Source organism: Bacteroidota bacterium, assembly GCA_016720935.1.
Classification (GTDB): domain Bacteria; phylum Bacteroidota; class Bacteroidia; order AKYH767-A; family 2013-40CM-41-45; genus JADKJP01.
In genome coordinates this window covers 16,815-39,167 of sequence record JADKJP010000002.1, presented here as the reverse complement: position 1 = coordinate 39,167, position 22,353 = coordinate 16,815, and the positions used below count along the sequence as shown (strand labels likewise).

The window sequence follows — 22,353 nt, the reverse complement described above, 5'->3', positions numbered from 1 at the left end:
CCTACTTTCTTATGTATTCTTTCATTCTCCTCGATACGCAAAACATTCCCGTTTCCCCGGATTCTTTTTGGAGGAATCTCTCACTGATTATCATCAGTTTCCTGATGTTCGGTGGAACGATTTATATCTATTTCCGACTGAGGAGCGGAACCTTCCGTCGTATCCGAAAATTACTCGAAGAACGCGTTGAAGTAAAAACCCGGCAGCTGGTTGAAAAGAATGCCGAACTCGAAAAATTATCGCTTGTTGCCAGCAGAACCGACAACGCGGTTTTAATTGCCGCTCCATTCGGAGAAATTGAATGGGTAAACGATGGGTTTATCCGCCTAATGGGGATGAGCAAAGAGAAGGTTGTTGGAAAAAAACTCGACGAAATTCAAGTGTATACTAACATACACAGCGAAATGGACCTCGCGATAAAGGAAAAACATTCAAGAATATTTGAGTCGAATGTAACAACGCATCACCTTGAAAATATCTGGATCTCTTCTACGCTGACTCCCATTTATGATGAAAATGGCAATCTGAAAAAACTGGTTCTTGTTGACACCAACATCACCTCCAGTAAAAAGATGCAGCAGCAGATCGAACAATCCCTCAAGGAAAAAGAAGTGCTGTTAAAAGAAATTCACCACCGTGTAAAAAACAATTTACAGATCATCATCAGCCTGCTCAATTTGCAATCCGGTTACATAAAAGACGAAGTAACACTGAAGGCGGTGAAAGACGGGCAAAACAGGGTTCGTTCAATGGCTCTTGTTCATGAAAAGTTTTATCAGGCAAACGAACTGACCGAAATTGATTTCGGAGATTACGTTGAAAAGCTTTCCCGGTTCCTCTATCAGAGCTATGGCGATAAAACAGACAGAGTAAAAGTTGTCGTTGAATCCGATCGTGTTTCGCTCGATATGGATACCGCGATGCCCTGCGGATTGCTCGTGAATGAAATAGTTTCGAATGCGTATAAATATGCATTTCCGGATTCAATGGAAGGCGAAATAAAAATTCAATTGAGCCGGAATGATGGAAAGGTAACCATGAAAATATCAGATAATGGAATAGGGCTCCCCGAAGGTTTCTCCATCGAAAATGCTGAATCCCTGGGAATGCAGTTAATTCAGGCCCTTACCAGTCAAATTGATGGCGAACTGATGGTTTCCAGAGAAGGGGGAGCAGCTTTTACAATTACTTTTCAATATCCGAAAGCCTGAAAATGATCAATTTATCTTTTTGATGCATTCAAAAGGGAAACAAAAACCCATATTTTCTTGTACAAGGTCTAATTAAACCCAAACTATGGCCGCACTTAAAATCATGATCGTTGAAGACGAAATTATCGTCGCGAAAGACATTCAGCGAATTTTGAAAAAACTTGGCTACGAAGCTTTTGATCCGTATGCAAATGGAAAAAAAGCACTCGATTCCGTAGAAAAACTGAACCCTGATTTAATCTTGCTTGATATCAATCTCAAGAGTAGCGAAATTGACGGGATCCAGGTTGCCGAACAAATTCATCAACACTATCAGATTCCTTTTATCTTTTTAACTGCCTTTTCTGATAAAACCACCCTTGATCGCGCCAAGCTCACAGAGCCTTATGGTTATATCATTAAACCGTTCGAAGAGGATGATATTCGTACAGCTATAGAAATAGCATATTACAAATACACCAAGGACCTTGAAATGCAAAACAAAGGCAATCGTTTTGCTGCAGCCCTTGATAATCTTGAAGTTGCCGTCATCATTACCGACTCTAACGAGAAGGTAATCTTCATGAACAAAATGGCGGAAACACTTACCGGCTGTTTGAAGCAGGAAGCGCTTGGCAAGGACATTGCCATTGCAATGAAAAATTCCGGAAACGAAACGAAAAGTGTTTTCAAAACACTGGCTCACACTGTTGTTGGTGAAGCACAAAAACAGGATAGTGACGCGGAAGTCCCGGTCTCTAACGGAGCAGCGGAACATAAAGTCGCGGTCAATACATTCCCGATTCTTTCCGTCAACAATAAAATCAGCGGATGCGCATTTGTAATGACTACGCCCGGAAGGAAAGACGCGATTCAGGAAACAAGCACAGACAAAAATCTGTTCAACTTTCTCGAAAACATCTATGCGAACAATAGCTTCTTTGTAAAAAAAGATTCTCGTTTCGTCAAGGTGAATTTCCAGGATATTCTTTGGATAGAAGCACTCGACAATTACGTCATCATCAAAACATCTTCTAAGGAACAGTTCATTCTGCATAGTTCCATGAAAGACATCGAGGTGAAGCTTCCGCAATTAAATTTTGCCCGTGTGCATCGTTCCTATATTGTGCAACTGGAGAAAATTAATGCGCTCGAGGAAAATGCCTGCATCATCGATGGAAACCGAATTCCGATTGGCAAATCCTATAAAGATAATCTCATGAGTCGACTGAACCTCTTTTAAAAAGGTGCAGAACGAACGTTGACGGGAAAAACGATTTTCCGTATCAAAACTCATCCTTAGGACCATCCTGAAGATGAGTTTTATTTCATCCGCCCTTCATTCGATCCTGATTAGAATCGGGGGATATTCGCTTGCTGTTTATAACCCGCTTTGTTACCTGCCGTGCCGCAAACACAGACAATCATTGAAGTAAAAAACCTGGTGAAACACTATGGCGATCTTCCTGCGGTGCAGGGAATCAGTTTTAGTGTTTTCGAAGGAGAAATTTTCGGTCTGCTTGGCCCCAATGGCGCCGGTAAAACAACTACCCTGGAAATCATCGAAACGTTGCGCGATAAAACTTCCGGGGAAGTAATGGTGGATGGCCTTTCTGTTGATCATCATCCCGGAGAAATAAAGAAAAGTATTGGCGTCCAACTTCAATCTGCAGGTTATTACCCCAGCCTTACACTCGCGGAACTGCTCCGGCTTTTTTCGGGACTTTACAATGTTCCTGTTGACCCAATTGAAATGCTTAGGCTCGTCGGACTTGAAGACAGGGCAAAATCAAAATACAAGGAACTTTCAGGAGGGCAAAAACAACGTTTTTCAATTTGTACTACGCTGATCAATAAACCACGTGTGGTATTTCTTGACGAGCCGACTACCGGTCTGGATCCACAGGCAAGAAGAAACCTTTGGGATTTGATTCGTCAGGTACGTGAAAAAGGAACTACTGTTGTACTTACCACACATTACATGGACGAAGCCGAAAGTCTGTGTGATCGTGTGGCGATTGTTGAAAAAGGAAAAATCATAGCACTGGATACTCCTGAAAACCTGATCGACAAACTAGTGTCAACCGGGTTTGAAAGAAAAAAAGAAGTGAAAAAAGCCAACCTGGAAGACGTATTCCTCTCGCTCACAGGTCAGGAGTGGAGAGACGAATAATTCCGAAAAGGAAAAATGAAAACGAAACGCAGGGAATATAATCAGTGGAAAGCGATGTTGGCAATTACAGTTGCCAGCCTTCGTTCAATTACCCGGAGCCCATCCGCGGTAATTTTTAGTCTCGGTTTTCCTCTGGTCTTTATTGTAGTTTTTGGATTCATCAGCGGAAACAGAATCCGCCTCGAAGTTGGTGTCGATAATTCCAGCGACACAACCTCAGCCATTTATCAGTCGATCCGACAAATTTCAAATGTCGAATTGATCACCGACAAAAGCAATGAAGAACTTAAACAACAGCTGATCAAAGGTCGTGTAGACGCGATTTTAAAACTACACCCTGTAAATAACTCTGCTGATGGAAACACCATTGAGGTTATTACTTCCAAAGCCTCCCGTGAAAAGGGAACATTTGTTCAGTCGATGCTCACCAATATCATTGACAAACAGAATATCGCGTACTTCCGTTCACTCAGTAATCATCAGGATGCAAATAGTGCGGGCGCCGGTGATTGGGCTAACAACCTGACTCAACTGAAGCAATCCGAAATAGAAGGAAGGGAATACAAAATGATTGACTTCATTCTTCCCGGACAACTTGGATTTTCAATTCTAAGCGCAGGTGTTTTTGGTACTGCATTTGTTTTTTTCTCATTGCGACAAACGCTCGTCTTGAAAAGATTTTTTGCAACCCCGATCAGCAAAACATTTATTGTCCTCGGAGAAGCACTCAGCCGTTTGATTTTTCAATTAGCCGGTTCACTGATTATTATTCTGATTGGAAAATTTGTTTTTGGATTCACTCTCATTAACGGACTCTGGACTGTAATAGAAATGCTGGTACTTTCCGCAATGGGACTCATCGTTTTTATGGGCTTTGGATTTGTTGTGTCCGGATTGGCAAAAAGCGAAAGTGTTATACCTCCCCTTGCCAACGTAGTTACATTACCACAATTCCTTCTCAGCGGAACATTCTTCCCCATTGACGCTTTTCCTCCCTGGTTGCAAACAATTTGTAAAGGATTGCCGTTAACATATTTGAATGACGCACTTCGGAAAGTGGCATTCGAGGGGGCGGGCCTGATGGATGTATCACATCAGATCATGATCATTGTGCTGTGGGGAATCATTGTTTATGTAGCAGCAGTTCGCTTTTTCAGATGGGAATAAGGAATTCGCAACATATTGATGGTCATTCGTCACAAAAACGCAAGATTTCATCCTATTGATGTACAACAGCTTACAAAGTATTATTACCTTAGCAACAGGAACTAATTCTTTATGCAAATGAGGCTCATTACCCCCTCTTGGGTGAGCAGATTAATATTTTGTTTTTTGATTTGCCTTTTACCTCACTTGTCAACTGCACAAGCGGGGAAAAATGGAGCAAAATCAATAAATGGTACCGTTAGTGTAAACGAATACACTACACTGGCTACTGATGCAAGCGCAGGTGCAACTTCCATCACGGTTGCCAATACAACACTAAATACGAACGGTTATTTTTCTGGCCCTCTTGCTGCCGGTGATTTGATATTTTTAATTCAGATTCAAGGGGTGAATATCGGCTCTGCGGATGATACTACATACGGAGCGATACAGAATTATAACAATTGCGGTCACTATGAATTTGCGGAAGTAGTTTCAGTACCCAATTCCAGTACAATTAATATCGCCTGCACGCTGCAAAAAAATTACTCCACCTCCGGCAGGACTTTGATTGTACGTGTTCCAAGATACACAACACTCACGGTGAATGGCGGCGGCACACTCACTTGTCCTGCATGGAATGGCTCAACAGGTGGCGTGCTGGTTTTAGAAGTTCAGGCTAATACCTCCATCAACAGTGGTGGTAAAATCGATGTCAGTGGAAAAGGATTCCGCGGAGGAGCACTTCTTGAAAACAATGCTACCTGGGGTGTTCTGAATTACAGAGATCCGCAATCGGCTTACGGTGGTGAAAAAGGAGAAAGTGTTTTCGGTTATCAGGCCGATTACGACGCGATCAACGGGCGTTATTGCAAAGGAGCACCTGCGAATGGCGGCGGTGGAGCAAGTGCGCACAATGGCGGTGGAGGCGGTGGAAGTAACGCCGGCAGCCTTGCTGGCTGGACAGGTCGCGGCAACCCCGATGTTTCTACAGGCTCCTGGGCATCAGCCTGGAATCTGGAATATACCGGCTTCGCTTCTTCAACATCCAGTGGTGGCGGCAAAGGCGGTTATACTTTTTCTTCTTCAGATCAGAATGCACTTTCGGTTGGTACAACCAATTCCGCCTGGGGAGGTGATGCAAGAAGAGACAACGGCGGTCGCGGTGCAAGGCCATTGGATTATTCCGGCGGAAGATTATTTCTTGGTGGCGGTGGTGGTGGCGGCGACCAAAATGACAATTACGGTGGAGCTGGTGGAGCCGGAGGTGGTATCGCTTACCTCATGGTTCAGGGAGATATTTTTGGATCCGGTCAGATTTTAGCGAATGGAGCGAATGGTTCAGGGACAGTATCTACCGGTACCGATGGTTCCGGTGGTGGTGGTGCAGGCGGAGTAATCATGCTCAATGTACTGGGAAACATTTCAGGGGTAACCGCAAATGCTAACGGAGGCAATGGTGGAAGTCAGAGTGTTGGTGTATTTTCTACCGAAGCGGAAGGTCCCGGAGGCGGAGGCGGAGGCGGATATGTAGCAATTTCTAATGGCGCGATTACAAGAACCGCAAACGGAGGAAACAATGGAACGACCAACTCGAGATCTCTCACAGAATTCCCTCCCAATGGTGCAACAAAAGGTGGTGCCGGAATCTCTAACGCTACGATCAGCAATTTTAAAATCTTACCAACTACAGTATTGATTTGCGGTGGCGGATCATCCACGATCACACTAACCCCTACCGGCACCGTTCCTCCGGGAACGATTTTTTATTGGTATGATCAGGCTGTTGGCGGAACACTGCTCACAACAGGAACAAGCTATACAACACCGTCTCTGTCCGCGAACACAACTTATTACGTGGGAACCTGTCCTGGTTTTTACAGAACGCCTATTCAAGTAACGGTGAGTGCGGTGACAACCAACTTTACGTCATCTGTCGCATGCGAAGGTGCCGCAACAACATTTACTGCAACGGGAAGCGCGACAGCAGGAGCGGTCACAGGATGGAGCTGGAATTTTGGTGATGGAACAGGGACGGCCTCTCAGCAAAATCCATCTTACACATATACCACCGCTGGTTCTTATACAACCACACTAACAGCGACCGACAACAATGGTTGCACAGCATCTGTGTCGCATACAGTTACTGTTTCACCCCGACCAACAGTATCCTTCACTTCTTCTTCAACAGTAGGATGTGGAAGTGTTACAATCAATTTTACAAACAACACAACAAACGCGAATTCTTATACCTGGAATTTTGGTGACGGCACGCCATCGTCTTCACAGACATCGCCAACACATACCTATTCGGGAGTTGGCGCCTATACGGTTACACTCACAGCTTCCAATAGCGCAGGTTGCACAAACACCTCTTCACAAACCAATCTGATTACCATCTACCCTCAACCAACAGCATCGTATTCTTCAAATAACAATGTGTGTCTTGGAGACACCATTTATTTTACAAATCTTTCCAACGGAAATGGTGGCGTTTTTACTTCTCACAGCTGGAATTTTGGAGACGGCTCACCAACATCTTCCCAAGCCAATCCCTATCACGTGTTTGCCACAGCAGGAAATTTTTCTGTTCAGCTCACATCAAATACGACACATTGCAGTGACGATACCACTATTACAATTACCATAGCTCCTGCACCACAGGTAAATTTCAGCTCTACACCATCAAATGGTTGTGGACCACTGGCTGTAAATTTCACCAATACAACCACGGGCTCTCCCGTTTACTCATGGAATTTTGGCGACGGTAGCCCGTCTACATCAACGGCTGCTCCTTCACACACCTATTCATCAGCCGGAACATATTCTGTAACTCTGATAGCTACACAGGGTTCTTGTGCAGACACGCTCACCATCCCATCAATGATCACGGTCTATCAAAAACCGACGGCATCATTTTCTTCGATCACGACTTTATGTCTTGGAGATACAGTCTTTTTCACAAATGCTTCAACGGGAAATGGTGCAACAATTACAGGGTATTCATGGAATTTTGGAGACGGCTCTCCTGCATCATCCGTAAATCAACCGTATCATGTGTATGGTTCTGCCGGAAATTTTTCTGTCGTGTTGACGGCATCCACTGCCAATTGCTCCGATGATTCCACGCGAACAATTTCAGTAAATCCGGCGCCCGTAGTTAGCTTCGGTGCTTCATCTACATCCGGATGCAATCCCTTCACGGTTTCATTTACAAATACAACAACCGGAAGTCCTGCATACACTTGGAATTTTGGCGATGGCTCACCCGCATCTTCCGCCACAACACCTTCACATGTGTATGCTTCCTCCGGGACATATACTGTCACCCTGATTGCAACTCAGGGATCTTGTGCGGATACACTAGTGAGAACAAATTATATCACAAGCAACCCAACGCCTACTGCTTCCTTTACTTCCAACAACAATGTTTGTCTTGGCGACACTATTTTCTTTGCCAATACTTCTACCGGAAACGGAAGCCCACTTAATACATACTCGTGGGACTTTGGTGATGGCAGCCCGGGCTCATCTATCACCAACCCGTATCATGTGTTCGCGACTGCGGGTTCATTTCCAGTTCATCTCACTTCGGCCTCGGCGAATTGTTCTGATGATACTACCATTCAGATAACTGTCGCTCCCGCTCCTGTCGTATCATTCAGCGCTCCTGTGACAAGCGGTTGTAACCCGCTTGTCGTGAACTTTTCAAATGCAACAACCGGTAGCCCTGTATACACATGGGATTTTGGCGACGGTAGCCCTTCCGCTTCATCAGCAACCCCATCTCATACTTATACCACTGCAGGCAGTTATTCGGTTACTTTAATTGCGGCTCAGGGCTCTTGTTCAGATACACTTGTTTCGCCATCCATGATCAATGTCACCGCGAAACCAACAGCATCGTATGCTGCTCCATCAGCTGTTTGTCTTGGCGATACTATTCATTTTACGAATTTGTCGAACGGAAACGGATCGACGATAACCGCCTACACCTGGAATTTTGGAGACGGAAGCCCTTCGTCTTCCGCGACTCAACCAAGCCATCTTTTTTCTTCCGCGGGAAATTATTCTGTGACACTTACTACGCAAGCAGGCGGTTGTTCTGATGACACAACAATTGTCATCGCTGTAAACCCCGCACCACAAGTGAATTTCTCTTCCAATAGTACCACCGGTTGCGGTCCGCAAACAATACAATTTACAAATGCGACAACGGGATCACCTGCATACTCCTGGAATTTTGGAGATGGGTCCTCCTTGTCAACCGCAACAAACCCATCACATTTGTACAGCAACTCCGGAACATATACAGTAACTCTCATTGCTTCACAGGGATCATGTGGTGATACGCTTGTTCAAACGAATATGATCACTATCGCTCCGCAACCAACTGCGGCTTTTAGCGCATCTAATGTTTGTCTGGGCGACACGGTTCATTTTAGTAATCTTTCATCAGGAAATGGCGGCACAATCACTTCTTATTCCTGGAATTTTGGTGACGGATCTCCGGTAAACTCTTTGCAGAATCCGGCACATCTGTATACGACCTCCGGCAGTTTCACCGTAACACTTTCGGCCGCGACGTCAATGTGTTCCGATGATAGTACATTATCAATTGTTGTCAGCCCTGCTCCGCAGGTTCAGTTTTCAAGCTCAACAAGCTCAGGCTGTTCTCCGGTTTCTGTGAACTTTACAAATACAACCACTGGAGCCCCTGTCTATACATGGAACTTTGGCGATGGATCACCATCCTCCTCACTTACTGCCCCAACGCATGTATATTCTGCTGCTGGCATCTATACTGTGACTCTGATCGCGACACAGGGTTCTTGTGCCGATACACTTTCGATTCAAAACATGATTTCTGTGCAGTCGAGTCCGATAGCACAATTTTCTGCCAGCACACCGTGCTTTGGTGACACGCTCTACTTTACAAATCAAAGTCAGCCAAACGGTACATCTATCAGTGGTTACACGTGGAACCTTGGCGATGGAAGTCCGCAATCTTCTCAAACGGATGTGGCACATTATTACAATACTGCGGGAAGTTATTCTGTTACGCTCATTACTTCGGGTACAGGTGGATGTTCTGATACAGCGACGCAATTAGTAAACGTTTTACCCCGACCCACCGTAACATTCAGTGCAAGCACTGCAACCGGTTGCGACAGCCTCACCGTTAATTTTACAAATACAACCACCGGCGCAAATACTTACCATTGGAGTTTTGGTGATGGAGATACATCCGCGCTTCAATCACCATCTCACAGCTTTACCTCACCAGGGTCCTATACAGTTGGACTTACTGCACAAGCAACCGGCGGCTGTTCCGCAACACGTGCATATGTAAACATGGTGATTGTCCGAAGATCTCCGATCGCACAGTTTGCTTCTTCCGCCTCTTCTATTTGCCCTGGCGATTGTATTTCATTTACCGATAATTCCGGAACCGGAATCACAGGATGGCAATGGACATTTGCGGGAGCAAATCCATCTTCCGCATCAGTGAGCAACCCATCAATGGTTTGTTATCCGAATATCGGAACATATGATGTTGGCCTAACGGTGACTGGTGGATATTGTTCCGGATCCTCCACTATGAACGGAATGGTTCACGTTGTGAACTGTTCTCAATTGCCGAAAGCGAATTTCATCAGCAGCGATACCGGTCTTTGTGGAGGCTCCTGCATCTCTTTTGTTTCGATGTCATTGAATGCAACATCCTGGCAATGGTCATTCCCCGGCGCGTCACCGTCATCTTCTACGGATGAAAACCCTTCTTCTGTTTGTTATTCTACACCGGGTAATTATTCTGTTGTTCTTCTCGTTTCAAATGCCAGCGGGTCCGACTCATTACGAATGATAAATTTTATTCAGGTTAACCCAAATCCGGCGACACCATCATTCAGTCAGACCGGAGACACACTCATGGCTTCCCCGGCTGCTGCATACCAATGGTATTTCAATGGAGTGCCAATTTCCGGGGCAACATCACAAAGATTTATCGCGACACTGTCAGGTAACTATTCTGTAGAAATTACAGATGGCAAAGGATGTACAGCCATTTCCCCGGTACGCTATGTAGCTCTTGTTGGAATTGAAGAAACTCAAAGCCAGATTATTCTTTTACTCTATCCTAACCCTGTTGAAGGTCAGCTGAATCTTCTCATACATTCCGGAACAAATACCAAAGCTAATGTTGCATTGGTGGATGCTCTTGGACAAATTCTTTTATCACGAGACATTCAATTGAATTCAGACGATCAGCTGTTCACTTTTGATTGTACTAATTTTGCACCCGGACTCTATTGGGTTCGTATTTCAAGCGCCGGTGGTAGTGTGAACAGAAAAATCCTGATCCGCTAATTTTTTTAAAACCACGGCTTTCTTTTTGTTTCCGGTCTTCCCGGAATAGATCTGAATTAATAAATTGTTTTTGAAAGCAGGATTAGTAATCGCTTTTAACTAATCCTGAAAAACAACCTCCCGGATCCGAAAACTTACAACTGTAAGAAAAGGACGCATTTCGTTCAGCCTTAACCGAACGCATTCCCTCGTTTTCTGTATAATATATAAATATTGATCGGCGGAATTGCCGGTTGGGGGGTAAACAAATGCGAATTCTAATTTTATTTCTACTTACTGTTATTATTCTTCCCGGGAAGATTTGCGCGCAAAGCAATACCGGAGGAGCCGGCGACGTGTCTACATTCTACGACATGTCACTGGAAGAGCTCATGAAAATTGAGGTTTCTGTTGCATCAACAAAAGCCCTCACAACCCGTGAGTCTCCGGGAATTCTTACTATCATCACAGAGGATGAAATCCGGAAATCGGGAGCGACCGATTTGATAGAGCTTCTTCAAAAAGTTCCGGGATTTAATTTTGGTGTGGATGTGGAAGGTGTCGTTGGAATTGGCGTTCGGGGTAATTGGGCACACGAAGGAAAAGTATTGATGTTGCTGGATGGTCACGAGTTGAATGAAGACCTTTTTTCTGCACTTGAAATGGGCGCGCATTATTCCCTCGACCTGATTAAACAGATTGAAATAATACGTGGTCCCGGTTCCGCGAGCTATGGTGGAAACGCGGAATATGCGGTTATTAATATTATCAGTAAACATGCTCCCGGTGGAGATGGAATCCTGGTCAATTCTGCTTATAGTCAAATGAGCAGACAATTTGCGTCCAGAAACTTCTCATTTAATGTATCCAAACCAATCGGTAAAGCCAACTTATCTCTTACATCTTTTTTAAGTCAGGCAAACCGAAGCCAGGATGATTTTACGGACAATTTCGGACAGTCTTACAACATGGCGAATCAATCGCCGATTAATACAGCTCAATACAAACTGGACTTTTCCTGGAAATCACTAAAGGTATCTGCATTCGCTGATCAATATCACCTGCAACAGCGCGACGGATATGAGAATGTGCTTACAAAGAAGTACCCGACAAACTTTGATTCTTATCATCTTTTGGCTGAATACGAAATCCGAACAGGAAAGAAGCTCACGCTTACTCCTGTAATAAAATACAAATACCAGCTTCCGTGGACTTTTGATGGAGTTTCAGAAGAAGATGAATTCACTCCGTATAAAGTAAGTGTTCAGAATATTCAGGGTTCACTCAGAGCTAATTATGATTTTTCTTCTTCAGTGAATTTAATATCAGGGATCGAAGCGAATAGACAATTTGCAAAACAACTTCTTGACAGTGTTTATTTTGGAACAAATGACAAAGAATTCCAGACAAATAATTTTGCTGCCTTCAGCCAACTTTTAATCAAACACAAAATCGCCAACCTTACTCTGGGTGCCAGATATAATTACAACGACAGATTTGACGCCGCGTTTGTTCCCCGTGTTGGCGTCACCCGAGTGTTTAATAAATGGCATTTAAAACTATTGTATAGTTCAGCTTTCCGCTCGCCATCCATAGAAAACATTAATTCCGGACCCGGAATTAAACCCGAGCGCACGACAGTGATTGAACTGGAAACCGGATATAAGTTAGGAGACAAATCCTATCTGACAGCAAACATCTTTGATATTACCACGCATGATGCAATTATTTTCTATTATGATCAGGATAACATTGATGCATATAAAAATGAAGGCATGACAGGAACAAGAGGTGTTGAATTTGAATACCGCGTTAAAACTGCTTCAGGATATATGAATTTAAATTATGCCTACAGCACGACCAATGGAAAAGCTACCAATGAGCGTTATGCTGTTCCCGGCAAAAAAGGGTTGCTGATTGGATTCCCTGAAAATAAGATCGGACTTCTTTCAAATCTTCGTCTTACTTCAAAGATTAATGTTTCTCCTGCTGTTAGTTGGGTTGATAAACGCTATGATGTTTACAATGATCCAATTTCAGGAGCAGAACAATTGAAGGTTTATAAGCAGGCGATTTACATAGACATGATGTTCAATTTTGAAGAAAATATTGTGAAAGGATTATTGATTCAGGCCGGCTGCACGAACATACTTGACGATAAGGTGGTCTTTATTCAACCCTACAAAAGCAATCATGCCGCATTACCCGGGACTTCCAGAGAATTTCGCTTAAAAGTTTCTTACAATCTGAGTTTCCGAAAATAAAAGACGAGTGAACAACCGGAGAAAATCATATAGCAGAATAATAGCCGCGATCCGATATTGGATTGCCGGCTTACTTATTCTTTGTATGACTTCATCCCGACTTTTTGCACAAAGTAACGAAGCCGACATCAAGGCAATGTTCCTCTTTAATTTTATAAAATATGTTGAATGGCCGCAAGCAAAAGAAACCAGCACATTTAAAATTGGAGTAATCGGAAAATCTCCAGTCACAGAATCACTCAAGAAAGTAATCGCTCAAAAAGTGAATGAGGGTCGTAAAATTGAAGTGATCACTTTTGCAACCAATGAAGATGTGGAATGTCAAATGATTTTTGTTCCGGAAGACACTGAGTTTAAAGCGGAAGACCTGCTTCGTTTAAAACACATTAGAGGACTTCTTGTTATTTCCGAATCAGCAGCCCATTCGCAAAAGTGGGCGGCAATAAATCTTTTAACCGTAGACAATAAAATTCGTTTTGAAATCAACCAGAGTGCAGCCAAAGCCGGAGGAATAAAAATTTCTTCTCAATTGAGCAACCTGGCAATATCTGTCAACCCCTAAGCAAATCGCCTCGATGAAATCGAAAAGCTACAAAATAGACCTGGAAATTTACATCGTGTTCATCGTTGTAATTGGTATCTCGGTATTTAATGCCATTTACAGTTCCCTGAACATTTCCAGAAACCAGGATGTCACCACGAAAATCATGACTGTGGAAATTCCCTCGCTTCAGTCATTGGAAAACATGAACCTGTTGGTGACCAAGGCAAAAATGTACACTACAAACTGGGTCTACCTGCAGGGAAATAAAGAGGACAAGGAAAAGCTCAAGGAATTACAGGCAATTGAATATCCGGAACTGAAGGGCAATATTCTTGCCCTGATGACGCTTTGGAATGATCAGGAAAACGCGGATAGCGTCCAGCAGATTTTCACACATTTTGAGAAGCTGATGGTTTATCAGAAACAAATAATGAGCACGCTGGTCACATTTGATGATTACGAAGACCCGATGAAGAAATTTTCTTCAGAAGAAATTATAGAAAATCAAATTCTCCCTGCAAGTACAAATATTATCACGCAGCTCAATCAGGTCATTCTCAAGAAAAAAGCGCAGGCGGAATTCGAACATAACCAAATGCGCGCTTCTTCACGTGCACTTATGTGGAGCGTACTTGGTATCGCGATTTTGATTGTGATCGTTGTGCTGATCGCGGCATTCTATATGTCCAACAACATCATCGTTCCTACCATGAAACTGAAGAATTACATTCTCATGATGGGGAAAGGCGAAATTCCTGAAATGGATCTTGAGCCCAGAAAGAATGCTGTCGGACAAATGACAGAAGCTGTCAGAACCCTAATGCATAGCCTGAAACGCACGGCGCGTTTCGCGCACAACATCGGAGATGGAAAATTCAATGTGGAATTTCAGCCCCTTGGTGAAAACGACGAACTCGGAAATGCTCTTGTTCAAATGCGCGCCAGTCTTCAACAGGCCGATAACGACAACAAACAACGGAACTGGATCTCTACCGGTATCGAACAAATTAACGGTGTACTTCGCGAAAACAACGATGACATTGCTCGTTTGAGTGATGAAATAATTTCCATGCTTGTGAATTATATCTCCGCTTTTCATGGCGCGATTTATTTGCTCGAAACAAATGAATATGATAACAGAAGCTGGATCGAATTACACGGCAGTTACGCGCTTGATGAAAGAGCAAAAGCAAAGAAACGTATAGAAATCGGAGAAGGTCTGGTTGGACAATCTGTTAAACAGGGCACTCCAATTTATTTGCAAAACGCTCCTTCGGCCTACGCAACAATTAATTCCGGACTTGGAGAATCGCCGGCATCGCACGTTGTTATTATTCCCCTCAAACACCACGGTGTTGTTTATGGGGCAATTGAATTGGCTTCATTTACCCAATTCGAGAGTCACAAACAGGATTTCATTGAGAACATCGGAGAAACAATTGCCTCCACAGTAGCTTCTGTAAAAGCGAATACACTTACCCGCAGACTGCTTGACGAAACCAAGAAACAAGCGGAAAGATTGTCGGCACAGGAAGAGGAATTACGTCAGACAAACGAGGAACTTTCGAACCAGTCCAAGTTATTACAGGCCTCGGAAGAAGAACTGAAACAAAGTAACCACGAGTTGAAACAGAATACACACGAACTGGAACATCAGAATGAAGTTTTGGAACAAGCCAGGGAAGCATTGAGTCTTAAAGCAAAAGAGCTTGAGCTCAATAGCAAATACAAATCAGAATTCCTCGCGAACATGTCTCATGAGCTCAGAACACCACTCAACAGTGTTTTGATTCTCGCGAAACTTTTATCAGAGAATAAGGCCAGCAACCTCAACGACAAACAGGTTGAATACGCACGAGTAATTCACAAAAGTGGAACCGATCTTCTTGTTCTGATTAATGACATCCTGGATTTATCCAAAATTGAAGCCGGGAAAGTAGAACTGATTTTTGAAGACACCGAGATCAAGACGGTGAAAGAAGATCTCCGCGCCTTGTTCACAGAACTTGCAAGAGAAAAGAAAATCGAATATGAGATTGAACAGCATTCGAATTTGCCTGAACGTTTTATGACCGACAGAGTACGTCTCGAACAGATTATCAAAAACATGTTGTCGAACGCGTTCAAATTTACTCCACAGGGCGGGAAGGTATTGTTACGCATTAAGCAACCCGACAGACAAGTGAAGTTTACGAACCCGCATTTGTTGAATAGCAGTCATGTAATTGAATTTTCCGTCACAGATACAGGCATTGGTATTCCTCTGGAAAAACAACAGCTGATTTTTGAAGCATTTCAACAGGCCGACGGCTCTACCAATCGTAAGTTTGGCGGAACAGGTCTTGGATTGTCAATTAGTAAAATGCTGGTTGCGATGTTGGGAGGAGAAATGCAATTGCATTCTGAACAAGGAAAAGGAAGTACGTTTTCAATGTATCTGCCCCTGGACGCAAAACAAATACCTGTTCATTCATTGAATTCTGATTCGTCCGGAGATACACTTACAACCACTGTCGATCAGAGACCAACCGATCCCGGAAATGAATCCAGAATGAACTTTGCCACAGAAACGCAGGTGATTGCCGACGACAGGGATTGTCTGGATGGATCAGAACCTGTTCTGTTGATTGTGGAAGATGATGTACAATTTGCACGCATCCTTCTCGATATGGCGCATGAGAAAAACTATAAAGCAGTAGTGGCTACTCATGGTGATGTTGGACTTCGCTTTGCGGAAGAAATCAATCCCGCGGCAATAATCATGGACATGCAATTACCAGGAATGGATGGCTGGTCGGTCTTAAAGAAAATTCGTGAAAACGAGAAGATCAAACACATTCCCATTCACATCATGTCGGCCATGGACCGACAGAAGCTCGGTTTGGAAATGGGCGCAACAGCGTACCTCCGGAAACCGCTTGAAAAGAATGATCTCGACAAGGCTTTCCAGGACATCGACAAAGAGATTTCAAAAGAAATCCGTCACGTCTTGATCATAGAAGACACAATTATTCAGCAGGACATTGTAAAAAACCTGCTTCTTTCAAAAAACAAGCAAACAAGATTCTTTTCAGCAATAAATACGCAAGAGGCTGAACAACTATTGACAGGGGCGAAATTTGATTGCATAATACTTGATTTGGATCTTGGGAATGGACAGGAAGAAGGTGTTTCGCTTCTTGAAAGGATAAAATCTGATCCGACCCATTCTGCCACGCCGGTTATCATATTTACCGGTTCTGAAATAAATGAAGATCAGGAGAAGCAATTGAGCAAATGGTCGGAAGCAATTGTCTTGAAGAATGGACAATCACTGGATCGTTTGATAAGTGAGACAGAACATTTTTTGCATTCTGTTAAAGAACAGTCTGGTGATCAGCCGGGATTCAAAATCCCTGCCATGATGGAAGACATGCTTCTTGGCCGCAATGTTTTGCTGGTTGACGATGACATGCGGAATATTTATGCCCTGAGCAGTGTTCTTGAAGGTCAGAACATGCGTGTGATTACTGCAATCAATGGAAAGGATGCTTTATCCAAGCTGGAACAGCATCCTGAAATTGAAATTGTATTGATGGACATAATGATGCCTGAAATGGATGGCTACCAGGCGATGCAGGAAATCAGAAAAAACAAGCAGACCCACGCCCTCCCAATTATTGCGTTAACAGCAAAAGCAATGGTGGGAGATAGAGAAAAATGTATCCAATGCGGAGCATCGGATTATATTTCAAAGCCGGTCAATACTGATCAACTCTTATCATTGATGAGAGTGTGGTTATACAAAGGGTGATTACAAAAGATTACGTTTCGGAACACATGAGCAATATCGTGACCACAGTACATTCTGAACAATCGATCAATGCTGTCCTCTCCCACCTGGAGGAAAGGCATGGATATGACTTTTCAGATTATGCGAGATCAACCATTGATCGCAGGCTGCATCATTTTCTGTTAAAAGAGAAGATCTCAAGCCCGTCAGAACTGATTGACAAACTGAAAATGCAAAAAATGTTTCACGTGAAATTAACAGAAGCCCTTACTGTCAATTTTACGGAGATGTTCAGGGATCCATCCTTTTTTGTTTCCCTTACACGTAAAGTTTTTCCATTTCTTGCGACTTACCCATCAATTAAAATATGGCATGCGGGATGCTCGACAGGAGAGGAAGTGTATTCACTCGCTATCCTGTTGCACGAATTGGATTTGCTACATAAAACAAAAATTTATGCAACAGATATGAATGAAACCTGTTTGAAGACTGCTTCGGAGGGAATTTATTCGTTCGAGCAAATCAGACACTATACTCATAATTACAGGAAGGCCGAAGGAAGAAAGGACTTCTCCTGTTATTATGAAGCAACGAATAACGGTGCCCGGATACATGATTTTCTGAAAAAGAATGTGTCGTTCTTTCCACACAATTTGGTTTCGGATCATAGTTTCAATGAGTTTCATCTGATTTTGTGCAGAAATGTTTTGATATATTTTAATCGTGATTTGCAAGGTCGGGTAGTTGATTTATTCAATAAGAGTTTGAATAATCTGGGTTATCTGGCTATCGGAAATAAGGAAAATCTGCTGTTTAACGGACAGCGAAAAAATTTTGGAATCGTTGACAAAGAAGAGAAGATATACAGAAAGGTTGTTTTTTCAGCTCAAAAACTGTAAGAACTGGTAGAAATTAATCACACAAAATTCTATTACTGATTAAATTGTATTTTGAAGTTTTCCCAAGCACACAGAATCATGCACACAGAAGTTTTACAACACACAGGTACGGAAACGAATGAAGGATCGCGGAAAATCGCACCCGTAAATATCCTCATAGTTGACGACCGTCAGGAGAACCTGATTTCTTTAGAGAGCATTCTGGAGAATGAGAACAGAACAATTTTTAAAGCGCTGAGTGGAAACGAAGCACTTCGTATTGCATTGGAAAAAGAAATAGCCGTGATTCTTCTCGATGTTCAAATGCCGGAAATGGATGGTTTTGAAGTCGCACGTTTACTTGCTGAAAACTCTAGAACAAAAGACATATCAATCATTTTTGTGACGGCGATAAGCAAGGATGAAAAATTTGCCATGCAAGGTTACCAGGAAGGCGCCGTAGATTTTCTTCATAAGCCTTTAGATGTAAATGTAGTGAAGGCAAAAGTCAGCGTTTTCGAAAAACTTTATCGTCAGCGTGTAGAATTAAAAGAGTTTAATGACAAACTGATTTCTACCAATAAACAACTAGATGAATTTGTATACATCGTTTCGCATGATTTAAAGGCGCCATTACGTGGCCTAGCCAGTCTTGCATCTTTTCTTGAGGATGAATTGGGCGATAAACCTAAACAGGAAGTTGTGGATCTCCTGAATATGATGAAAAGCAGGACCGGTAGAATGCAACAGTTGATAGACGGCATTCTTCACTACTCTCGTATGGGCAATACGAAGACAGAAAGAGAATCGGTTAATCTCAAAGAATTGATTAACAGCATTATAGATCTACTTGCTCCTCCTGAAAATTGCAGATTTGAGGTATCTGACTCATTACCAGTAATATATGCCGAAAAAATTAAGTTACACGAGGTATTTCAAAATCTGATTTCAAACGGCGTTAAATACAATTCGAAGGAAGATTGTATTGTGAAGGTCGACTTTAAAGATCTTGGTGATTATTACGAATTCACGGTTACCGATAATGGTAATGGAATTAAGCCGGAACACCAGGAAAAGATCTTTGGAATTTTTCAGACGCTTCAGTCAAAGGATAAATGTGAAAGTACCGGTATCGGTTTAACGATAGTGAAAAAGATCGTGGAACAACAGGAAGGCAAAGTAACCGTGAAATCAGAATTTGGAGAAGGCTCCTCATTCACCTTCACTTGGAAAAAGTAAGTCCGGATTATTTTTCAAAAATGTAGATTACACTGGAATATTTTTCCGGATTCTTTTTTGCTGCCATGTTTGAACGAAAACCGTTAATAAATGCTGATGGAAGATTGTTCTTACCATTCAGGTATTTCTCGCTAAGCATCGAAACATAGAACGAATCAAATACCATCGGCAATGAGCGCATGTGTTTCATTCCTTCCTTAGCAAATATTTTCTTGATAATCTCGGGAGAGAAATGATAAAGATGTCTTGGAACATCATAAGCTGCCCAGTATTCTTTATACCTGTTCGCGTCATCAGAAGTATAATTAGGGACAGCGATAATAGCCTTTCCCCCACTCTGAAGAAGTGAATAGATTTGTTTTACGCGATCATTCAGCTGATGAACATGTTCCAACACATGCCACATCGATATAACGCTGAATTGACTGCCAAGGTCCTTCAAAGCCTCTTCGCCTTCAATATCCAAAGAGTAATTTTTTATTCCTTGAGCACGGGCATTGTCATTCGGTTCAATACCCTTGGTTTTCCAACCTTTTTCTTTACACACAGAAAGGAATTCTCCTGTACCGCATCCTATATCAAGGATTGATTTTTCCAATTGTCCTGCCTCTTTATTAATCAATGCAATCTTCCCGTCGATAGCTCTTTTACGAACGACCTGATAGATCTTATTAATTAAACCCTTTTTTGAATTGGAATGACTGATATACTCCGCACTCTCGTAATAACGACCTATTTCATTCGCATCCGGACGAGGATTTGTGAATTTGAATCCACATGTGGTACAATTTACGATCTGGAAAAGGTCTTGGGAGACCGTATAATCTTTACATTTAAGAAAATTTTCAAAGGATTGTCCATTGCAGACCGGGCACTCTCTTAAGATCTCCATTTTTTTCTGATGAATGTTCCACGTGAAACATTAGCGCCCCAGGTACACCATCAAGACTGAAATGTCTGCAGGAGAAACCCCGCTGATCCTGGAAGCCTGACCCAAAGTACGCGGCTTTATTTTACTTAGCTTTTGACGAGCTTCGATTGACAAGGAAGACAGATTGTGATAATCAAAGTCGTCCTTAAGACGAACTTCTTCCAGGCGCTCGAATTTTGACACAATGTCGAATTCTTTTTCAATATAACCCTCGTATTTCATCAAAATTTCGGCTTGTTCTACAACATGCTCACGAATTTCCGGGGCTATTTTCCCTGTAAATTCTTGTAAATCTTCGATATTTTGAATCAAATCCTGAATATTCACCTGTGGACGAAGCAGGATTCCGTTTAATTTGACCTTTTGCCTGATTACATCTGTTCCTAATTCAGCTAAAACGGTATTAATCGCATCGGGTTGAACAGAATATTCTTTCAGAAAGGTGATCAAGGCTTCTGTTTCCTCCACTTTTCTTCCAACAAGGGCCATTCGCTCCTCAGAAGCAAGTCCGAGACGATGACTTACGGGTGTAAGACGAATATCGGCATTGTCCTGGCGGAGTAAAGTTCTGAACTCTGCTCTGGACGTAAACATCCTATATGGCTCATCTGTTCCTTTTGTAACCAAATCATCGATCAGGACGCCGATATAGGCTTCGGATCTCTTTAAAACAAAAGGATCTTTGCTGTTGATCTTAAGATGGGCATTCATTCCTGCCATCAAGCCCTGGCAGGCAGCTTCTTCATAACCTGTGGTACCATTAATCTGACCGGCAAAGTATAAATTAGCGATTAGCTTTGTCTCTAAGGTTAGATTCAATTGCTGTGGCGGAAAATAATCGTATTCTATAGCATAACCCGGACGAAACATCTTGGCCTTTTCAAAACCGGGTATTTGTTTCAGTGCACGGTTTTGTACATCCTCAGGTAAGGATGTACTGAACCCATTCAAATAAATCTCCACTGTATTCCATCCTTCAGGCTCCACGAAAAGCTGGTGACGATCCCGCTCAGCAAAACGATTGATTTTATCTTCGATCGAAGGACAATATCTGGGACCAAGCCCTTGTATCCTCCCCGCAAACATCGGCGACTTTTCAAATCCTTCTTTCAGGATGTCGTGTACTGCATCATTCGTGTAGGTAATCCAACAACATCTTTGTTCGCTTGGTACAGGTGTGTCCAAATATGAAAATCTACCAGGCTTCGCGTCACCTTCCTGTATTTCCATTTTGGAATAATCAAGAGAACGTCCGTCAATTCGTGGTGGGGTACCGGTTTTCATTCGGCCGGATTGAAATCCCAGAGATACCAATTGTTCAGTGATTCCGGTTGCAGCTTTTTCACCTGTGCGACCTCCGCCAAAATTTTTCTCACCGATGTGAATCAGTCCATTCAAAAAAGTCCCGTTGGTCAGCACTACAGCTTTTGCTTTGAATTCAATGCCCATCCCCGTCTTTACGCCAACAACTTGCTCATTTTCAGTCAATAAGCCACTAACCATGTCTTGCCAGAAATCCACATTCGGAGTATTTTCAAGCATTCTTCTCCACTCAAGAGCGAAAACCATCCGGTCGTTTTGTGTACGTGGACTCCACATAGCAGGACCTTTAGATCGATTCAGCATGCGGAACTGGATCATGGAAACGTCGGAAACGATCCCGGAATAACCACCCAAAGCATCTATCTCCCTGACAATCTGACCCTTAGCAATGCCTCCCATAGCCGGGTTGCAAGACATCTGGGCGATTGTCTGCATGTTCATCGTGATCAACAATACACGTGAACCCATATTCGCCGCTGCGGCAGCAGCTTCACAGCCCGCATGTCCGGCTCCAACAACAATGATATCGTAATTCGCTTCCATGA

At 42.9% G+C, this 22,353-nt stretch carries 12 protein-coding genes; 10 read left to right on the top strand and 2 right to left on the bottom strand.

Translation table 11 applies throughout. From position 1 onward, the window contains the following. Positions 1–11: 11 nt before the first annotated feature. The 10 genes from IPP86_00495 to IPP86_00450 all read left to right on the top strand — a co-directional run bounded on the left by IPP86_00495 (position 12) and on the right by IPP86_00450 (position 19,554). Positions 12–1,211 (top strand): PAS domain-containing protein, encoded by a 1,200-nt coding sequence (locus IPP86_00495; GenBank protein MBL0136990.1) that lies wholly within the window; start codon positions 12–14, stop codon positions 1,209–1,211. Positions 1,212–1,296: 85 nt separating this feature from the next. After that, positions 1,297–2,433, top strand: a complete 1,137-nt coding sequence (locus IPP86_00490) for a response regulator (protein MBL0136989.1) — start codon at positions 1,297–1,299, stop codon at positions 2,431–2,433. Between the two features lie 162 nt (positions 2,434–2,595). Then, complete coding sequence (locus IPP86_00485; GenBank protein ID MBL0136988.1) at positions 2,596–3,363, top strand: ABC transporter ATP-binding protein; 768 nt, start codon at positions 2,596–2,598, stop codon at positions 3,361–3,363. Positions 3,364–3,378: 15 nt separating this feature from the next. Continuing rightward, positions 3,379–4,530: an ABC transporter permease gene (locus tag IPP86_00480; GenBank protein ID MBL0136987.1), complete on the top strand. Its 1,152-nt coding sequence runs from the start codon at positions 3,379–3,381 to the stop codon at positions 4,528–4,530. Between the two features lie 186 nt (positions 4,531–4,716). Then, entirely contained in the window at positions 4,717–10,878 is a 6,162-nt protein-coding gene (locus IPP86_00475) for a PKD domain-containing protein (protein MBL0136986.1), read from the top strand. Positions 10,879–11,126: 248 nt separating this feature from the next. Next, positions 11,127–13,121, top strand: a complete 1,995-nt coding sequence (locus IPP86_00470) for a TonB-dependent receptor plug domain-containing protein (protein MBL0136985.1) — start codon at positions 11,127–11,129, stop codon at positions 13,119–13,121. A gap of 7 nt (positions 13,122–13,128) precedes the next feature. Next, a complete protein-coding gene (locus tag IPP86_00465; protein MBL0136984.1) occupies positions 13,129–13,683 on the top strand; it encodes a YfiR family protein in 555 nt (184 codons plus the stop codon). A 13-nt stretch (positions 13,684–13,696) separates the two neighbouring features. Continuing rightward, positions 13,697–17,458: a response regulator gene (locus IPP86_00460; protein ID MBL0136983.1), complete on the top strand. Its 3,762-nt coding sequence runs from the start codon at positions 13,697–13,699 to the stop codon at positions 17,456–17,458. 26 nt (positions 17,459–17,484) lie between these two features. Continuing rightward, positions 17,485–18,336 carry a protein-glutamate O-methyltransferase CheR gene (locus IPP86_00455; GenBank protein MBL0136982.1) on the top strand — a complete coding sequence of 284 codons (852 nt, stop codon included), beginning with the start codon at positions 17,485–17,487 and terminating at the stop codon, positions 18,334–18,336. Between the two features lie 78 nt (positions 18,337–18,414). After that, positions 18,415–19,554 (top strand): response regulator, encoded by a 1,140-nt coding sequence (locus IPP86_00450; GenBank protein ID MBL0136981.1) that lies wholly within the window; start codon positions 18,415–18,417, stop codon positions 19,552–19,554. Between the two features lie 7 nt (positions 19,555–19,561). Here the strand turns inward: IPP86_00450 and IPP86_00445 are convergent, their stop codons facing one another. Beyond that, entirely contained in the window at positions 19,562–20,446 is an 885-nt protein-coding gene (locus tag IPP86_00445) for a class I SAM-dependent methyltransferase (GenBank protein MBL0136980.1), read from the bottom strand. Between the two features lie 30 nt (positions 20,447–20,476). Next, on the bottom strand, positions 20,477–22,351 hold the full coding sequence (gene mnmG, locus IPP86_00440; protein MBL0136979.1) for a tRNA uridine-5-carboxymethylaminomethyl(34) synthesis enzyme MnmG: 1,875 nt from the start codon (positions 22,349–22,351) through the stop codon (positions 20,477–20,479). Positions 22,352–22,353 lie beyond the last annotated feature (2 nt).

What these genes read in the sequence shown, in the direction of transcription:
- IPP86_00455 (MBL0136982.1), top strand. Translation starts at nt 17,485, where the DNA reads ATGAGCAATATCGTGACCACAGTACATTCTGAACAATCGATCAATGCT.
- IPP86_00495 (MBL0136990.1), top strand. Translation starts at nt 12, where the DNA reads ATGTATTCTTTCATTCTCCTCGATACGCAAAACATTCCCGTTTCCCCG.
- IPP86_00480 (MBL0136987.1), top strand. Translation starts at nt 3,379, where the DNA reads ATGAAAACGAAACGCAGGGAATATAATCAGTGGAAAGCGATGTTGGCA.
- mnmG (MBL0136979.1), bottom strand. Translation starts at nt 22,351, where the DNA reads ATGGAAGCGAATTACGATATCATTGTTGTTGGAGCCGGACATGCGGGC.
- IPP86_00445 (MBL0136980.1), bottom strand. Translation starts at nt 20,446, where the DNA reads ATGGAGATCTTAAGAGAGTGCCCGGTCTGCAATGGACAATCCTTTGAA.
- IPP86_00470 (MBL0136985.1), top strand. Translation starts at nt 11,127, where the DNA reads ATGCGAATTCTAATTTTATTTCTACTTACTGTTATTATTCTTCCCGGG.
- IPP86_00450 (MBL0136981.1), top strand. Translation starts at nt 18,415, where the DNA reads ATGCACACAGAAGTTTTACAACACACAGGTACGGAAACGAATGAAGGA.
- IPP86_00490 (MBL0136989.1), top strand. Translation starts at nt 1,297, where the DNA reads ATGGCCGCACTTAAAATCATGATCGTTGAAGACGAAATTATCGTCGCG.
- IPP86_00460 (MBL0136983.1), top strand. Translation starts at nt 13,697, where the DNA reads ATGAAATCGAAAAGCTACAAAATAGACCTGGAAATTTACATCGTGTTC.